17 protein-coding genes are annotated in these 18,387 nt (G+C 25.9%); 7 read left to right on the top strand and 10 right to left on the bottom strand.

Annotation, left to right across the window (positions count from 1 at the left end; translation table 11 throughout):
• Nucleotides 1-190: 190 nt before the first annotated feature.
• Entirely contained in the window at nt 191-394 is a 204-nt protein-coding gene (locus ACNSOS_RS08495) for a hypothetical protein (protein ID WP_418184959.1), read from the bottom strand.
• 241 nt (nt 395-635) lie between these two features.
• Between ACNSOS_RS08495 and ACNSOS_RS08490 the strand changes: the two genes are divergently transcribed.
• Nucleotides 636-1,562: a D-2-hydroxyacid dehydrogenase gene (locus tag ACNSOS_RS08490; RefSeq protein ID WP_418184958.1), complete on the top strand. Its 927-nt coding sequence runs from the start codon at nt 636-638 to the stop codon at nt 1,560-1,562.
• Between the two features lie 125 nt (nt 1,563-1,687).
• Here the strand turns inward: ACNSOS_RS08490 and ACNSOS_RS08485 are convergent, their stop codons facing one another.
• Both ACNSOS_RS08485 and ACNSOS_RS08480 read right to left on the bottom strand, forming a co-directional pair.
• Nucleotides 1,688-2,698: an OmpA family protein gene (locus ACNSOS_RS08485; RefSeq protein ID WP_418184957.1), complete on the bottom strand. Its 1,011-nt coding sequence runs from the start codon at nt 2,696-2,698 to the stop codon at nt 1,688-1,690.
• A 6-nt stretch (nt 2,699-2,704) separates the two neighbouring features.
• Nucleotides 2,705-3,871, bottom strand: a complete 1,167-nt coding sequence (locus ACNSOS_RS08480) for a MotA/TolQ/ExbB proton channel family protein (RefSeq protein ID WP_418184956.1) — start codon at nt 3,869-3,871, stop codon at nt 2,705-2,707.
• An 84-nt stretch (nt 3,872-3,955) separates the two neighbouring features.
• Here ACNSOS_RS08480 and ACNSOS_RS08475 point away from each other — a divergent pair, with 84 nt between their 5' ends.
• On the top strand, nt 3,956-5,182 hold the full coding sequence (locus tag ACNSOS_RS08475) for a L,D-transpeptidase (RefSeq protein ID WP_418184955.1): 1,227 nt from the start codon (nt 3,956-3,958) through the stop codon (nt 5,180-5,182).
• Between the two features lie 2 nt (nt 5,183-5,184).
• On the opposite strand, the gene ACNSOS_RS08470 is transcribed toward ACNSOS_RS08475, so the two are convergent.
• The gene (locus ACNSOS_RS08470) at nt 5,185-5,781 is read right to left on the bottom strand and encodes an HPP family protein (RefSeq protein ID WP_418184954.1); all 597 of its coding nucleotides are present in this window, start codon (nt 5,779-5,781) and stop codon (nt 5,185-5,187) included.
• Nucleotides 5,782-5,896: 115 nt separating this feature from the next.
• Between ACNSOS_RS08470 and ACNSOS_RS08465 the strand changes: the two genes are divergently transcribed.
• A complete protein-coding gene (locus ACNSOS_RS08465; RefSeq protein ID WP_113894225.1) occupies nt 5,897-6,451 on the top strand; it encodes a PhnA domain-containing protein in 555 nt (184 codons plus the stop codon).
• 93 nt (nt 6,452-6,544) lie between these two features.
• Here the strand turns inward: ACNSOS_RS08465 and ACNSOS_RS08460 are convergent, their stop codons facing one another.
• The 5 genes from ACNSOS_RS08460 to ACNSOS_RS08440 all read right to left on the bottom strand — a co-directional run bounded on the left by ACNSOS_RS08460 (nt 6,545) and on the right by ACNSOS_RS08440 (nt 12,618).
• Nucleotides 6,545-7,441: an ORF6N domain-containing protein gene (locus ACNSOS_RS08460; protein WP_418184953.1), complete on the bottom strand. Its 897-nt coding sequence runs from the start codon at nt 7,439-7,441 to the stop codon at nt 6,545-6,547.
• 221 nt (nt 7,442-7,662) lie between these two features.
• Nucleotides 7,663-10,011, bottom strand: coding sequence for a TonB-dependent siderophore receptor (locus ACNSOS_RS08455; RefSeq protein WP_418184952.1), 2,349 nt, complete (start codon nt 10,009-10,011; stop codon nt 7,663-7,665).
• A gap of 193 nt (nt 10,012-10,204) precedes the next feature.
• A complete protein-coding gene (locus tag ACNSOS_RS08450) occupies nt 10,205-10,765 on the bottom strand; it encodes an aminotransferase class IV family protein (protein ID WP_418184951.1) in 561 nt (186 codons plus the stop codon).
• A 9-nt stretch (nt 10,766-10,774) separates the two neighbouring features.
• Nucleotides 10,775-11,737 carry an aminodeoxychorismate synthase component I gene (locus ACNSOS_RS08445; RefSeq protein WP_418184950.1) on the bottom strand — a complete coding sequence of 321 codons (963 nt, stop codon included), beginning with the start codon at nt 11,735-11,737 and terminating at the stop codon, nt 10,775-10,777.
• Nucleotides 11,734-12,618, bottom strand: coding sequence for an aspartate carbamoyltransferase catalytic subunit (locus tag ACNSOS_RS08440; RefSeq protein WP_113892488.1), 885 nt, complete (start codon nt 12,616-12,618; stop codon nt 11,734-11,736). Before ACNSOS_RS08440 ends, ACNSOS_RS08445 begins: the two co-directional genes overlap by 4 nt.
• Nucleotides 12,619-12,711: 93 nt before the next feature.
• On the opposite strand from ACNSOS_RS08440, the gene ACNSOS_RS08435 reads away from it, so the two are divergent.
• From ACNSOS_RS08435 to ACNSOS_RS08420, 4 genes are all read left to right on the top strand, one after another.
• Complete coding sequence (locus ACNSOS_RS08435) at nt 12,712-15,051, top strand: fatty acid cis/trans isomerase (RefSeq protein WP_418184949.1); 2,340 nt, start codon at nt 12,712-12,714, stop codon at nt 15,049-15,051.
• Nucleotides 15,052-15,101: 50 nt separating this feature from the next.
• A complete protein-coding gene (locus ACNSOS_RS08430; protein WP_418184948.1) occupies nt 15,102-16,289 on the top strand; it encodes an aspartate aminotransferase family protein in 1,188 nt (395 codons plus the stop codon).
• A gap of 320 nt (nt 16,290-16,609) precedes the next feature.
• Nucleotides 16,610-17,062, top strand: coding sequence for a hypothetical protein (locus tag ACNSOS_RS08425; protein WP_418184947.1), 453 nt, complete (start codon nt 16,610-16,612; stop codon nt 17,060-17,062).
• Nucleotide 17,063: 1 nt separating this feature from the next.
• On the top strand, nt 17,064-18,056 hold the full coding sequence (locus ACNSOS_RS08420; RefSeq protein ID WP_418184946.1) for a hypothetical protein: 993 nt from the start codon (nt 17,064-17,066) through the stop codon (nt 18,054-18,056).
• 97 nt (nt 18,057-18,153) lie between these two features.
• On the opposite strand, the gene ACNSOS_RS08415 is transcribed toward ACNSOS_RS08420, so the two are convergent.
• A complete protein-coding gene (locus ACNSOS_RS08415) occupies nt 18,154-18,294 on the bottom strand; it encodes a hypothetical protein (RefSeq protein WP_222718363.1) in 141 nt (46 codons plus the stop codon).
• Nucleotides 18,295-18,387 lie beyond the last annotated feature (93 nt).

Below are 18,387 nucleotides of genomic sequence, written 5' to 3'. Positions count from 1 at the left end.
CCCTTTGTTTCTTCTACTAAGTATCCACTTTCAGCAGAACCATTTTTATAATTTGTTCCAGAAACAGATATTTCATCTAAAACAGTAGTATTACCAAAGTTTTGATATTTTGGTTTTTCTATTATATATATTACACTATCTTCTTCGATAGCTTTGAGATTATGTTCTTCTAATACACTATTTAGATTACTTAATACCGTCCCCCCCCCCCGAAACCTAACTTTTCTGAATCTACTATTTTATTCTTCAAATCTTTTGATTTTGAAATATATGTTACATTATATTTCTTTACTATATTCTCTACTGCTTCTTGCAAACTTATCTCTTTTGCATTTAACATTGTTCCACTTAACATCAATGATGTTACAACTGACATGAAAACTCTATTTTTCATCTTCTAATCCTTTGTATTAATTTTGAGAATTTGTTTCTCTATATAGTAAGACGATTTAAATGAAAAAAATGGACAATTTTTGCAAAAGAATTTTCAAATTTGTTAGGTAGAGTTACTTTTTGTAACAAAAGTAATCTATTTTTGATTTCCAAATTCACTTTTTAGTATCTAAATATTTTTAAATATTCTACAATTTTTTATGATACAATGAAATTTTTAATATTTAATATAAGGATAAAATATGAATATAGTAATTTTAGATAGAGCAAGTTTAGGATTTGATATAGATGTATCAATTTTCTCACAATTTGGTAATATTACTTCTTACGACTTAACAAAAGAAAATGAAACAAAAGAAAGAATAAAAAATGCCGATATTGTACTTACAAATAAAGTTTATGTTGGAAAAAATGAAATAGATAACTCAAATATAAAACTTATTTGTATAACTGCAACTGGTATGAACAATGTAGATTTAGAGTATGCAAAACAAAAAAATATTGTTGTAAAAAATGTTGCAGGATATTCAACTTCTAGTGTTGTACAAGTAGGTTTTTCTATGATATTTCATTTTGTGACAAAATTAAACTACTATAAAAATTATGTAGATGTTGGGAATTGGCAAAAAAATGAACTATTTACTCATATTGATAAGCCTTTTTTTGAACTAGATAAAAAAAGAGTTGGGATTATAGGTCTTGGCGAAATAGGAAGAAATTTTGCCAAAAAAGCTGTTGCATTTGATTGTGAAGTTGTATATTACTCAACAAGTGGGAAAAATAGCAATAGTGAATACAAAAGTGTAAGCTTAGATGAACTTCTAAAAACAAGTGATATTATCTCTATTCATGCTCCATTAAATGACCAAACAGCAAACCTTTTAAATTATGACAATATGAAAAATTTAAAAGATGGTGCAATTTTACTAAATCTAGGTCGTGGTGGAATCATAAATGAATCTGATTTGGCAAAAATTATAGATGAAAAAGAAATTTATTGTGGAATTGATGTTGTTTCAAAAGAACCAATAGAAGAGTCAAATCCGCTTTTAAAAGTAAAAAATAAAGAGAGATTAGTTTTAACTCCACATATTGGTTGGGCAAGTATCGAAGCTAGAACTAGACTTGTTCAAATGGTTGCAAAAAATATAGAAGAGTTTTTAAAATAATTCAACTCTTCTTTTTAAACAAAAACCTAAATATCTTTTGAAAGATATTTAGCTGTTTTTGTACTACTTTTTCCTTTATCTGTTTTGATAACTCTTGAAGATTTGTGGGTTCATACAAAGATTTTTTATTCTCTATTTTCATTTTGTTTATCCAAATAATTTTGTATCTCTTTTATAGCTTCTTCATTTTTAATAGTAAATTTAATCTCTATTCTTCTTGAAGCATCTTTATCTTCAATACCTTTTTTATCTAGTATCAAATCAGCAGAACTTCTTCCACTAGAGTTTACAAAAGTGCTTAAAAGTTTTTTATCTACAATATTTGATTCATATAAAAACTGCATAACACTCATCGCTCTTTGTTGAGATAGTAAAAGATTTGATAAATATGTTCCATCACTATTTGTATGCCCTTCAATAGTAATATTTTCTATATATTTTGATATATCTTTATCTTCAAATAATACAGAAAGATAGTTCTTCAAAACAGAACTTAACTCTTTTTTTGACTCTTCTTTTAAAATATAAGAATTTTGGTCAAACAAAATATTAGAAGAAAATTTTATAGCTCCACTTTTTTCATCTACATTTATAGAGTTACCAAGTTTCTCTTTTAGTTTTGCTATAACATTTAGTTTTATTCCAGTTAGAGTTTTTATTTTTAGTTTTGCAATATCAAACTCTTCAACCATTTTTTGATGAATTTGTGTTTGAACTAAAAGCTTATCAGCAAGTAGTTTTAACTCTTCATCTTTTAAATTTATCTGATTTGTACTATCACCTAAAGCCAAATTCAAACTCTCATTTGTACTTTTTTCATCTTTTATAGTTAGTTCATATTCAAGTAAAAGAGCTTTTAATTTTTCTATCTCATTTGAACTTAAAATTATTCTTTTATTTGCATCATCAATTTTTGCAAGGCTTTCTTCATACAGATTTTTTGCTTTTGCTAACTCATAAAATAGTTTTGATTTAGCATCTTCACTATCTTCTAAACTATGTTGAGTATAAATATATTTGATTACAATTGAAGCAATAACTAAAATAAATACAAAAAGCAAACCAGCCATCAAATCGGCATAAGATATCCAAAAGTTCTCTTCTTGGCTCTTGTTTTTGTCATCTTTTTTATACATAATTTACTACTTTGATAAATCTTTAAAGATACTCAAATCTTTTACTATATTTGAAGTTTGAACATCTATTTGTCTTAAAGACTCTTTTAATCCCTCTTCAAACTTCCACTCTATTTTTTCCATATCACCTTTCATAGTTTCAATACTTTTTACAATATTTGAATATATTGCTTTTAAGTTTTCACTACTTAAATTGTTCATATGAGTATTTAATTCAACAATATTTTTATTTAAACTTTTTGAAGTTTCTAGAAAAATATTATTTTGAGTATCTATTTGTTGTCCTAAACTTTCAACAGTTCTAGCTAGTTTTTCACAATTTGTGATATTTTCATCAATTCTTAAAGATAAAATATACTCTTTTTGTAAAATCTCTTCAACTGCTTCATATCGTTTCTTAATAGAGCTATTAATACTTTCTAAAATATCGCTAGAAGTTAATTGTTTGAAAATATCGCTCATACTTGAGAAATTGTCAATATTGCTTTTTATATGAATTGATTCAATATCTATTTTTGTCCAAAAGAAATTTTTAGTGCTTTCTTTTATGACAAATCTATCATGGTCAAATCTACTCATTCCAAATTTTTCAAAAAATATCCACCAAATAGATAAAAATATCCCATAAATAGAAACATAAAATGCTGTTGCAACACCACTTAAAAGTTTTGTTATCTCTCCATCAAGAGCAAAAGTATTTGTTGAAGTAAAATCAGGCATAGAAATAGCAATAGATATAAATGTTCCTAAAATCCCTAAAGTTGGGAAAATACCACTGGCAATACTTGAAAAATTGTTATTTCTTAGATTACTTGTATAATCTTGTAAAAAGTCATCAACACTTCCATTTGCTTTTGAAGTTTCACCAATACTAAGTAAATTATTATTTATATATTCTTGAAGTGCAAATTGAAGGTCAGCATATAAAGTTTTAAACTTGCAAGAAACATAATAAGCATTGTGTCTTATAAAAAATAGATAAATTACAAATATAAGCCCTATTAAAATAACACTATGAATTTCAACTTTTAAAGGTAAAGCTCCCAAATAACAAAGTATTACAACTGCAAATAAAGCTGCTGGAACACTAAAAAGTGTGATTATCCTTGAAAAAGGCTTACAATTTGTACGAAATCTTGAATTTAGTTCTATAAAATCTTCTTCTTTAAACATAATTTATTCCTTAAATGTTTTAAAATAACCTACATTTTATCAAAATTTAGTAAAATAGCAGAAATTTTAAAAGGGCTTTTTATTATGAATAAATTTTTCACTATATTTTTCTTATTTACATCAATTTTATTTGCACAAGAAAAATATACAATTGCCGTTTGTGCAACTTCAACTTTGGAAAATGCTTTAGTATGTAAAAAAAGAATCTATGACAATATGAGAGGCGAAGTTTTCATAGTAAAAGAACAAAACAGATATTTTACAAATCTAAATATTTATGATGATAAAGAAATAGCAAAAGTTACTCTAAAACATGCTTCAAAATATGTACTCGACCAAAAACCATATATAAAAGAAATAAATAAAAATATCGTAAATCAAATAGATAAAAGAAAACTATTTATAGATATGGATGAAACTATAAAACCAGTACAAAAAACTTACAAAATAGAAAAAAAAGAAAATATTGAAGAAACAACTATAAATAACACTCAAGATATAGAAACAACAAAACCAATAAATCAAAAATCTATTATTCCATTGGTTTCAGCTATTCCTGATAATTTAGAGATTATTGGATTTTTACCATACAGCGATGAAGAAGAGAATAATAAAGAAGAAAAGTTTGAAAATCAACAAACAAATATTGATACAAAAAACAATGAAGTAGATTATGGCAATATGAATGAAGAAAGTAATATTTCACCAGAAGATGAAGATAAATTACTTCATATAAGTATGGATGAATTTGACAATCAAATCAAAAATAAGCAAGAGATAAAAATATCTTATGAAAAAAAGCCTATACAAAAAAATACAAATAAAATCTCTTTAGATTCTTATGAAGAGATTATCATAAAAGTAAATTCAAAAACAAATATTATGGACATTTTTGCAAAAAGTGGAAATGTAGAAAAAAAACTAAAAACTTATATTGTATCAACTGGAAAAAATGATATTAAAAAGCCTTTAGGTATTGGAAAAATATCTCAAATTTCATTAAATCCAGTTTGGTATCCAACAGAAGATACAAAAAAAAGCTTTGCTAAAAAAGGAATTATATTACCAAATGTTGTTCCAGCACACCACAAATACAACTATATGGGTGCTGCAAAATTGAACCTTACTCATGAAGTTGATGGAAAAACTACTTATAGAATTCACGGTACTTTAAATGAAAAAACATTGGGAACAAATGAAAGTGCTGGTTGTATAAGAATGAGAAATATAGATGTTTTAGAACTTGCAAAAATTATAGATGATTTTGCAAATATAAAAAGCTTAAATAGAGTAAAAGTTATTTTAATATAAATTTAAATCTCTCTTTTTCTCTTTAAACTTTTTCTTTTATATCTTTGATAGTGCTTTTTTAGATAATTTTTAAATGATTCTGGATAAGCTCTATTTTTAGGGATATTATTTACTATAAATGCAATCAGAAATAAAATCATAGCTCCACTAAAAATTGGAACAATTACATATAAAAATCCTAATTCATGTATTTGTTCACTTCCTATTACAGCAATTAGTGCTGTTGCTCCACCTGGAGGATGTAAAGTTAAAGTTAATTGCATCAAAAATATTGATGTAGAAACAGCAATTGCAGAAGCCAAAAGGATATTTGAATAAAATAATTTATAGGCTATAACTCCAACTATTGCTGATACTATGTGTCCGCCTATTAGATTTCTTGGTTGTGCCAAAGGCGAATTTACTGCTCCATAAACTAAAACTGCACTTGCTCCAAAAGAACCTACAACTAAAGTTAAATCTGTATCATCTAAAAAATCTGTATGAAAATATGAAATAGCTAATATTCCTAAAAATGAGCCAATCCAAGACCAAAATAGATTTGATTTATCAAAATTTTCTGAATTTATTTTTTTAAATTGTTTAAAAAAGAAGTTCATTTTAATCCTTAAAATAAAATCTTATATTAATAAAAATTATTCATAAAATTTATGATTTAAATCAATAAAAGTCTATTTTGCTATAATTTCAGATATTTAATTATTAGGAAAAATTATGGGTATTTTTGAAGATTTATCAGCTAGAAGCAACTCCTCTTGTGAACTTTGTAAAAGTCAAGATGATTTAAGTATTTATGAAGTAGCTCCTAGCAATTCAACTGTTGATGATAGTGTACTTTTATGTTGCACTTGTAAAAATCAATTTGAACAAACTTGTGAACTAGATCCAAATCATTGGTACTGTTTGAGCGAATCTATGTGGAGCACAGTTCCAGCTGTACAAGTTTTATCATATAGAATGCTTAAAAAACTTGACAATCAAGAGCTTTTGGATATGATTTATTTAGATGATGAAACTTTAGAATGGGCAAATAAAGGTTTAGAAAGTTTTGATGAAAATATCGTACATAAAGACTCAAATGGTGTAGTTTTACAAGCTGGTGATACAGTTACAATCATCAAAGATTTAGAAGTAAAAGGTGCTGGATTTACTGCAAAAAGAGGAACAGCTGTTAGAAATATCTCACTTACTTCAAATCCTGAACAAATCGAAGGAAGAGTAAACGGAGTAAAAATCGTACTTCTTACTTGCTTTTTAAAGAAGAGTTAAAGCTCTTTTTTAAAAAATACAGAAAATCAAACTGTTTTTAAGATGACTCATATAGAGATTTAGTTTATAGTGGATATACAATTATAGAGTTATTTATCTATTAAAATTTGGTTCTTTTAACTTACTTAAAATATCATCTATATCTAAACTCATTTTAGAAAAAGCAAACCATTTTTTACCCAAATCTTTTAAACTAGCTCCCAAATGATATATCTCTTTTTTATCAAGTATTAAAAATCTATCATGTGAATTTTTAAAAGTTTTTAATGTTATATTTTTATATTGTTTAGAGTATTTTTCAAAATCTAAATTTAGTTGTTTTGAAATATTGTTTGTATAGATAGTAAAGTTTATATTTGGATATTTTGAAAACAAAGTAAAAACTGTATCATCTATATAGCTATCTATTAAAATAACTTCTTTTTGTGCTAGTTTTAATAAATCATTTATAAAACTGTATGAATCATATATTTGTCCATCATAAAATATACCTTCTGATGGTTTCGAGTTTTTATCTTCTAAAGCATTTAAGATAAAATCTACTTTTGAATCATTTTTTAGTTCATAAGAAATTTGTCTTTTTTCTATGGTTTCTATTCTTGAGAAAATTGAAGCATTATTTTGCAAAAAATTTCTCATATTTACAAAAATTCTTATAATTTTTATGCTCATTTGTATTGCTATATCACTTTTTAAAACTGTTGCTAACATAGAAACACCCTGTTCTGTAAATACAAAAGGTAAAGTTCCTCCAAGATGTTGTTTTGAAGGTATCGCATTTTGCGATACCATGAAATTTACTTCATTTTCGTTGAGTTGAAACATAAAATCAGATGGAAATCTATCTATATTTCTTTTGACTTGTTCCCTTAGTCTAATGGCTTTTACTCCGTAAAGTTCTCCTAAATCCCTATCAAGCATAACTTGTAAACCTCTGATATTATAAATCTTATTTTTTATACCATTTTCAGTTATGATTAATTCTTCCATTTTTTATCCTTATGATATCAATTCTAAAATTCTATCATAAAAAGAAAAATTGCATAAATAATATTACATTTTGTAAGATTTTATTTATACCCTTAAGTATGAGTTCCAAAGTATAAAAGGAAAGTATATTTTTTTTTGTCGAAATTTTAATCTCAAAATTAAATAAATACTTTGAAACCCATGCTTAAAAGTACAAAGAGAGTAAAAAGCTCTCTTTATTTTTAAAACTCCATTTTCATAGAAACTGCGACACTTCTAGGGTCACCTAAGTAAAAATTACTAGCCCAATAATCTTTTCCAGTTAGGTTAGATACGTTTACTAAAAATGTTGTAGGATATTTGTCTAATTTAGTTTTATATCTTAAACCAGCATCGTAAAGTGTGTATGATGGCATAATATCTGTATTTAATCTATCTACATACTTTTTACCAGTATAGTATGCTCCACCAGTTACTGTTAAACCACTTATAAATGGTAAATTATACTCTGCATAAAGTTTTGCCATTTTAGATGCTGCATTTGTTGGTTTTTTACCTTCAAGAGTTTTATCATTTGATTTTTCTACTTCTATATCCATAAAAGTTCCTCCACCAAATAAAGTTAAATTATCAGTAACTTTTCCAGTCAATGTTAGTTCAACTCCTTGATGAATTTGTTCTCCATCTTGAACATATTTTGGTTTTGGAATTGCATTATCAGAATATTGATTTGCTTTTTCGATTCTAAACAATGCACTTGTTAATAATAATTTATCATCTAATAAATTATATTTTAGTCCAACTTCATATTGTTTGCTAACTAATGGTGGTAAGACTTCATTGGCATTACTAAATTGAGTTCCTACAATAATACCTTGTTCTAAACTTTCTATATAAGTCACATATGTTGTTAAATAATCAAATGGTTTATACATAAGTGATAAAGTTGGAGTAAATTCTGATTTATCATATTTTGAACTTTCTTCACCATCACTATAATTTGTTTGAATTACAGTAGCATAATTAAATCCAACTAAAGCACTCCATTTATCATTAAAAACTATATCATCACCTATTAAAATATTTTTATATTGTGTTTTTGCACTAGGTATAATTTCACTATTGTCTATTATAGCATTTGGTATAGGCAAATTTTTTATTTCATTTAATGGTATTCCATAAAAATCTTCATATTCAAACCAATTTCTGGCTATTGAATATTTATAATAATTTTCTGAATAACCTACTGTTAAAAGATGATTTATTCCTAAAGTTTCAAATTTACTATCTAAATATATATTTCCTGCATAATTCTCAAATTCATCTGGTTGATTTGAATATTTTGTATTTTCAATATCATATAAACCATCTGCTCTTATATAAGCCAATGTATCACCCTTTGTTTTACTATCTGATTTTTCATAAATAAAAGAGCTTCTAAAAGTAAAAATATCATTTATATCCCATTTTATACTTGGCATAAATCTATCATTTGTTTCTGTTGTCTTATTCCAATCTGGTGAATAGTTTTTACTTGTATCTATAATAGGTCGAATAGAGTCTTTATCACTAAGACTAATTGAAAGCTTTTGATTTGTTCTTTCTAATTTTCTATGTGCATAGTTTAAATCCATAGTAAAATTATCAGTTGGTTTATAATCAAAAGATAAACTTACAAATTTTTGCTCTTTTCCAATATTATTTACACTATCTCCATCTTGATATAAAGCATTTATTCTATATCCAAAAATATTTTTATCATCTATTTGTCCACTTAAATCTAAATGTCCATAATACTGTTCTCCACCATAGTTTCCTAGACTTATACTTCTTTTATCTTCTAAAGTTGGTTTTTTAGTTACATAATTTACTGCTCCACCGACTCTTCCTCCACCATATAAAAACCCAGTTGCTCCACTAATTGTTTCAACTCTTTCTAAATCTTCCATAGTTGTAAAACTATAAAAATCTGCTAATGGCATACCATTTACAACTGCATTATTTGAATTAAATCCTCTAATAACAGTAACATAATTACCTGTTGGTCTATCACCACCATCTTGAGTTAAAGGGTTCATTTTAAAAATTTGTGCCATACTGTTAGCTTGTACATTTTCAATTAAATCTTCTGCAATTATATTCATTGAGTACGGTGTATCTTGTAAGCTTCTTTTTCCCCATAGTCCAACACCAGTTATATTTTCAGTTAAGTATCCAGCTTCAGCACTTCCATTTCTACCAGTATTTACAGAAACATCATCTAAGATATAAGTACCGTTAATCACTTTTACAGAAGATAATGGTTTTATGATTATTGCTCCATCTTCCATAATAGCTTCTAAACCACTATTTTCTAATACTTTATCTAAAGCGTTTTTTGTTCCTTTTATATCTTTGATAGCATTTGCTGTTTTTCCTTCAAAAATAGAACTATTAGCAATATATGGAATATTTGCTTTTTTAGATATTTTTTCAATAGCATCTTTTAAAGATGATTTATCTAATGAATAGCTTATATTATCTGCATAAACATTTGAGCAAATAATCAAAGCAACAACTGGACTTAATATACTTTTTTTAAGTATTGTCATATTTTCTCCTAATAATTTTATAAAGCAACTATAATAATTGCTTTTATAATATATAAGAGTAAAAATATATCAAAAAACGGACATCATTTTTTACAAATTTTGAAATTTCTTTTATAAGTGTGGTTTTTTGGTACTTATGGAGAATGGATAGTTTGAGATTTTTTTATAGTAAGTAAATAAATAATATTTATTTTTAATACTCTATATTAAAATCTTTGATTTCATCAAAATCTATCATTGCATTAAAAAGTGCTATTTTTGAACTATTTTTTAACATATCCAAAGTGATATCTTTTTCAAATATTTTTTTTTCTTGAATTAATCTAGCTCTTGTAGTTCCGTTTAATAAACAATTTTTAGAACTTATCCAAAAATCTTCATAAAATACAGCAATATTTGCAATAGTTGTATCTGTAACAATACCATTTTTTACTATTATCACCTCATCACAAGTATCTCTTTTTTTATATAATTCATCTAATTTTGTTCTATTCAAATATTTTTTTGAGTAATCAATACTATCATCAACAACTATTTTAAAACTCTTTATTTCTCTTTTTTTATATGGAAAATATTGTACATCTAAAATTCCATTTTCATCATAGATAACCTTACATCTTAAAAGTTCAGGCGAAATTGGATTTATATACTCTTGTAAATTTATATTTAATCCTATTGTATTTGCAACTCTTTTATTGTGATAGTCCAAATTAAAGACTTCAAAATCTTCACATTTTATTGTTTCAAAAAACATCTTTTTCCTTTAAAATGGCAAATATATCTTATCAATTAGCTCTTGATATTCATATTCTACCTTGCTATCACAAGTTATACCACCACCACTTTTATAAAATAATTCGCCATTTTTTTCTTCTATAAATCTTATCAAAACATAACTATCGAAATTTTCTCCATCAAATATTCCAAAAATCCCTGTATAAAAATCTCTTTCATAATCTTCTATATTTTTTAAAATTTCAACTGTTTTTTTCTTTGGAGTTCCAGTTATACTTCCTGCTGGTAAAAGGGAAACTATAATTTCACCCAAATTTTCATACCAATTTTTTTCTAAATTAGCACTGATTTTTGAACTAACTTGATATAGTTCTTGCTCTCCTGCATTTACTTTTTCAACATATCTAAAATCATCAACCTTTATATTTTTTCCAACTATTCCCAAATCATTTCTTAGTAAATCGATAACCATAGTATGCTCTGCTAGTTCTTTTTGATTTTCTAAAATTATCTTTTGTGCATTTTGAATATCTGCTTTTATTGTTCCTTTCATAGGATATGTAAAAATTTGATTATTTTTTATTTGGATAAATTTTTCTGGGCTAAAACATACAAAATTATCTTCTTTTGTATCAACTCTTAATTTAAAATTGCTATTTATGTTTTCATATATCTCATCTAAACTAAAAGGAGTTTCGATTTTTGTTTTGGATGTGAGATTTAAAAGATAGCTGTTACCAGCTTTTATTTCATTTTGTATAAAATCAAACTTTTTTTTATAATCTTCAAAAGTTAAAGGGAATTTTTTTAAATCAATTTTTTGTGATTTGTGAAGAAATTTTTTAGAATTTACCTCATATTTTATAAAGCTAGACAAAGTATTTAATTTTTCTATATAAACTTTAGAAAAATCATAAGAGATGATAAATAAAAATGGCTCTTTTCCTCTGCCAAATTTATTTAATTTTTCTTTTATATTTTGTTTATTCACTTAATTTTTAAAATTAGTTTCTTTAAAATTGCTGCTCTTATAGCAACACCATTTGTAACTTGTTCTAAAACTTTACATCTTTCATGTTTTAAAACTTCATCTGTAATATCTATATTTCTATTAACTGGTCCTGGATGAAGTAATAAAAACTCTTTTCTTTCCATTAGTTCATTTGTAATACAAAAATCTCTTGCATACTCTTGAAGAGACTCAAAATATGTAATATTATGTCTTTCTAACTGGCTTCTGAGACTCATAACAATATCTATATCATCTATAACTTCAGCAATTGTACTAAATTGTTTAAATTCATCACCTTCATATTTAAAACAATCAGGAGCAACTAAATTTACATCTATTCCAAATCTAGGAAGAAGTCTTCTATTACTTCCAGCAACTCTTGAGTTTCTAACATCTCCAACAATAGCTATTTTCTTACCTTCTGTTTTACCTTCAAAATATTCATAAATAGTAAATAAATCAAGTAGTGCTTGTGTTGGATGAGAGTGTCTTCCATCTCCTGCATTTATAATAGGACAATCAACATAACCAATTAAACTTTCAGGTAATCCACATTCGCTATGTCTTATGATGATGGCATCTGGTTTCATAGCATTTATATTTGCAACTGTATCGTACATTGTTTCACCTTTTTTAGTAGAAGATGTTCCAACGTCCAAATTTACAACTTCAGCTCCCAATCTTTTTGCTGCTATTTCAAAAGAGCTTCTTGTTCGTGTAGAGTTTTCAAAAAACAAAGTTACAATTATTTTGCCTTTTAAAATATCACAAGGTTTAAACTCTAAAAACTCTCTTGCATCGCTAAAAATATCTAAAATTTCCTCTTTTGTAAAATCAGAAGTTCTAATAAGATGTTGCATTTTTTTCCTTTTATTTTAGTTTAGGATTTTAGCAAAAAGCACTTTAAAAATAAACTTTGAATATAATATATTTAAATTTATGTAAGGGAACAAATGAAACTACAAATATTTCTCATAGTAATACTATCTTTTCTATTTTTTGGCTGTTCTTCAAAACCTTTAGACCCAGTTGAATTTGAAAAAATAGAAAAAGATATATCTTTTTCAAAAGATATCAAACCTATTTTAGATGCAAGATGTGTATCTTGCCACTCTTGTTATAACTCACCTTGCCAATTAAATCTTGGTTCGTTTGATGGAATTGATAGGGGAGCTTCAAAAGATGCAGTTTATGCTACAAGAATGAAAGCCGTAAATCCTACTAGACTTTTTGTAGATGCTTTGAGTACAAAAGATTGGAGAAATAAAGGTTTTTCTTCTGTGACTGAAAAAATGGAAGATATAAATGCTTCTATTATGATGCAATACCTTTTTGAAAAAGATAGAAATCCAGTAAATATAGGTGTATATTCACCTGAAACAGATAAATTGAGTTGTGTAAAAGACCAAGAAGAGTTAGAAGATTTTTTAGATGAAAATCCACACAAAGCTATGCCTTATGGCTTTCCAGCTTTATCAAAAGATGAATACAATCTTCTTATGACTTGGCTTGATAATGGGGCAATTGATGATACAAAAAAAGATTTACCAACAGATTTTGAAAAAACTCAAATAAAAAAATTTGAAGATTTTTTAAATAATAGTGAAATAAAATATCAAGTAACAGCAAGATATATTTATGAACATCTATTTTTAGCACATATATATTTTGATGAAAATAGTGGAAACTTTTTTGAACTTATTAGATCAAGCACTCCAAGTGGAAAAGAACCCAAAATAATAGCTACAAGATTCCCTTATGATGAAATAAAAGAGCCATTTTATTATAGATTGCAAAAAGTTGAAGGAACAATAGTACATAAAACTCATATGGTTTACAAAATTGATGATGAAAAGCTAAACTTTTATAATGATATTTTCATCAAACCAATTTGGGTAAAAGCTCCTTATATGCCATCTTATCATATCCAGATTGCACCAAATGCTTTAGAAGTTTTTGAACAAATTCCAGCAAAAAGTAGATATGAATTTTTACTAAAAGATATATACTTTTTTGTAAATACATTTATAAAAGGTCCCGTTTGTAAAGGTCAAGTTGCACTAAATGTTATTCAAGACCATTTTTGGGTTATGTTTTTAGACCCAAAATATGATTTAAGTGTAAGAGATAAAGATTTTTTAAAGAACAATTTTGAATATCTAAAGGTACCAAATCAATTGGGAGAAGATCCAAGTCTTTATCAAACATTTAAAAATTTAGGTCATGAAAAAGAGACAAAAAAATATCAAGAAGATAGAGCAAATATTTATAAAAAGTATTATCCAGATGGAATGAAATTAGAGTACATTAGACAAAGTGATAACAAACAACATAATGATTCTATTTTAACTGTTTATAGACATTTTGATTCAGCATCGCTTCAATATGGTGCAATGGGTGGTGTTCCAAAAACTTTATGGGTTATTGATTTTCCACTTTTAGAGAGAATTTATTACTCACTTGTTGCTGGATTTGATGTATTTGGAAATACAGCTCATCAATTATTAGTACGAACACATATGGATAGGTTAAGGGTTGAAGGAGAAAGTAATTTCTTAGAATTTTTACCACAAAAATCAAGAATTGATTATTTTCATAGTTGGTATATTGGTTGGTTAGCACAATATTTAACTGTTTATAAACCATCAAATAATGAAACAGGTATCAATTTTTATTCAAATGATTACAAATATGAATTTGCAAATATGGTTCTTGATTATACAAAAACAAAAAGGGATAAAATAAACTTTATAGAGAAATGGTACACACCAACACCTTTGGAAGATTCTTATAGTACAAAAGAAGATGTTGAAAAAGCTTTAAAATCTCTTGCTATGCCAAGTAGTGTAGCCATAACTAAATATTTTACAGATAGAGATGCAAATGTTATTTTGATTAGAATTATTTTAGACAATGGTGAAAATCTTATCTATTCAATGGTTATAAATAGATGGCATGACAATGTTGCACTTATGTTTGATGAAGAATCAAGACTAAATCCTAAAAAAGATGATATAGATTTTATTCAAGGATTTGTAAGTTCGTATCCTAGTATTTTTGTAGTTTTAAAAGAGGGTGATTTAAAAGATTTTTTTGACACAATAAAAAACTATGACCATAAAATAGAACAAACACAAGCAATTAAAAATTATGCAATAAATAGAGCAAATCCAGATTTTTGGAAACATTTTGATTGGTTTAGTAATGAGTTCAAAAAATCAAATCCATTAGAGTATGGATTATTTGATTTGAATAGATACTATTCAACAGCTATAAATGAAGAAAAAGAGTAAAGATTTAACCATTTATAGCTATAATTTGCAAAAATTTTATAGGAAATAAAATGAATGAATTAGAGAAATTGGATAAAGAGTATGTACTTCATACTTATGCACGAAATTATGTGCATTTCAAAAAAGGTATAAATGCAACTTTATTTGATAAAGATGACAAAGATTATATAGATTTTACTTCAGGAATTGGAGTAACAAGCGTAGGACATGGAAATAAACAAGTAGCACAAAGAATTTTTGAACAAGCTTCAAATTTAATACACACTTCAAATATTTACGCAATAGAACCACAAGCACTTTTAGCTAAAAGAGTTAAAGAGTTAAGTGGTTATGATGTAAGAACTTTTTTTGCAAATAGTGGTGCAGAAGCAAATGAAGGTGCAATAAAAATAGCTAGAGCTTATGGTGAAACAAAATTTGAAAATAAAAGATATAAAATCATAACGTTAGAGAACTCTTTTCACGGAAGAACTATAACAACTGTAAAAGCAACAGGGCAAAGTGCATTTCAACAAAGTAAATTTGCACCTTATCCAGATGGATTTTCTTTTAATGCAATAGATGATGTTTATAATGCAATAGATGATGAAACTGTTGCCGTTATGATAGAACTTGTTCAAGGAGAAGGTGGTATTTTGCCGTTTCCAAAAGATAAAATTCAAGAGTTAGCTAAATTTTTAAAAGAAAATGATATTTTACTGATAGTTGATGAAGTTCAAACAGGTGTTTATAGAACTGGTGAATTTGTTGCTTCAAATTTATATGAAATAGAGCCTGATATTATCACTTTAGCAAAAGGTCTTGGTGGTGGTGTTCCAATAGGTGCAATTTTAACAACACATAAAGACATCTTTACTTATGGTGATCATGGTTCTACTTTTGGAGGAAACTATCTTGTAACTGCAACAGGTTTGGAAGTTTTAGATATATTAGAAAAGTTAAAAGATAGTGGAAAACTAGATGAAACTATTATATACTTCATAAAAAAATTAGATGAACTTTACGAACGAAACAAAGATATTTTCTTAGCTCATGTTGGACTAGGTCTTATGAGAGGATTAAGAGTAAAAGATGCTGATACCTTAGCAAATCTAATCAAAACTGCATTTGATTGTGGGGTTATGGTACTTAAATCTGGAAATAATACTTTGAGATTTTTACCAGCTTTAACTATATCAAAATCAGAAATTGATGAAGGATTTATAAGACTTCAAAAAGCAGTTGAAAAGATAAAGTGAAAACACTTTCTCTTTTCAAACAACTTATTTTTTCTATATTTTTTCCAATCTCTATTTTATTACTTATAAATCTTTTTTACTCTTATGATTGTTACTTTTTATTAGTCCCTACTTTTATTACTATATTTTTAACATATAGTTTTTTCCAAAAACGAATGAGAGAAAAAACTTGCTTTAAGAATTGCTATTTTAAAGAAGAAAGCTTTTTAGCAAAACTAGTAACAAGCCCTTATTTAAGTTTTATTTTTTATATTTTTTTATCTACTATTTATACAATTTCTATAATTTATAGTGTTTTATCTTTTAAATGGTATTTTTACTTGGCATTAGCAGTTTTTATAACTTTTGTATTTTTTTTATACAATAAACTTTTACTTTTATTTAAAAATATTATTCATGAAGAGCATTTAGATATTTTTACAAAAGAGATAACTATTAAAATATCATCTTTATTACTTTTTATATTATTTATTTTCTATATTTTAAACAGTTATGAACCAAGTTATATTAGTAGTAATTTAGAAGATAGTCTAAATCTTGCTACCAATTCTTTATCTTCAAATTGTCAATATTTAGACTATATTTTAAGAATAAAGGTAGAAATTGATACATATTTTTGGTATTTCACAAAATATAGTTCACAAATAGTTGAATCCACTTATTTAAAAACTATTATCTGGATTTTATTTATATTTATAAACGCTTTATCAATCATAGGAATAAACCGCTTTTTTGTGCAAACTATAAGTTTTAGCAAAAATATAAAGGAGTAAAATGCTGAAATATTTTTGGAATACAATCATAATTTTCATCTTTCTTAGTGTAATTTTGATATCTATTGCTTTAATAAAGCAAGAAATAAATCAAGAAAAGAATATCTCAAAAACTCCTATAACAGAGAAATTTCAAGAAGTTTTAACAGATACTTTAAAACAAAATATAGAAAAATACCATAATGATATTTTACAAAATCTTGAAATGACAAAACAGGATATAGATAAAATCATAACTGAAAATATTGATAAAACATTTGATGAACTAATCAATAATAATGTAGATAAATATTTAGATTTTCATTATAGTGTAATAGGTGAATATACTGAACTTTTTGCTTTTACTTTTGGAGATATGAATAAAGTTATAAATGAAAAACTTTTAGGTAAAGATTTTGATAAAACCATAAATAAATTATCTCAAGAAATAGTAAATAATTCATATTTAAAAATTCAAAGACATTTACAAGATATTGAAATTATAGTAACTAAAAATGTAGATTTAGAACTAAATAAAAGTAGCTTAGAAAATTTAAAGTTAAATATCAAAGAAAATCTAGAAGCAAACCTTTTAGATATGAAAGCTACTATTTTAACAACTGCAATAGCCACAAAATTAGCAATTTCTATTAGTTCAAAAATATCAGCAAAACTTGCTTTGAAATCTGCTGGAAAAACAGCTACAAAACTGGCAGCAAGTACAACAGCTGCTAGTGGTGGTATTACTTGCGGGATAGCTGCACCACTTTGTGGAATTGCATTTGGTACAATAGCTTGGTTTGGTACAGATGCTATTGTTATCAGTGCTGATGAATATTTAAATAAAGATGATTTCAAACAAGAGATTATATCTTCACTCAATGAAGTAAAACTGGAATTAAAAGAGCAATACAAACCATTATTTACTGAATTAGAAAAGATATCTCAAGATTATCAAGAAAAAATAAAAGAAACTAAAATATTAGAAAAAAGAAAAGTCATTGATAATTTTTAAATACAGATATTAAAGCTAAAAGGTGAAACTTTTAGCTTCAATATTAATTAAATGAATATAGAATAAGGTTAGCCTTATAAATTAATAAAAATTATACTTATAGTTTGATCCAATTTTGATCATCATCCTCTTCAAACTCTTCATCTATATAAGAATATAGAGAAGTCCCTAACTCAAGCCCCTTAGATGATATTATTTCTACTACAAAAACACTATTTAAAACTTTGGAATTATTCATAATATTTCCTTGTGTTGTTTTTATTAACCTATTGGCTAAAAGAATTATACAAAACTAAAATGTCAAAGGTATGGCAAAAAAATAATTTTTATA

The organism is Aliarcobacter vitoriensis (assembly GCF_048320235.1).
GTDB classification, from domain to species: domain Bacteria; phylum Campylobacterota; class Campylobacteria; order Campylobacterales; family Arcobacteraceae; genus Aliarcobacter; species Aliarcobacter vitoriensis.
The sequence above is the reverse complement of the archived record's forward strand: the minus strand, read 5'-3'. Positions and strand labels throughout refer to the sequence as shown.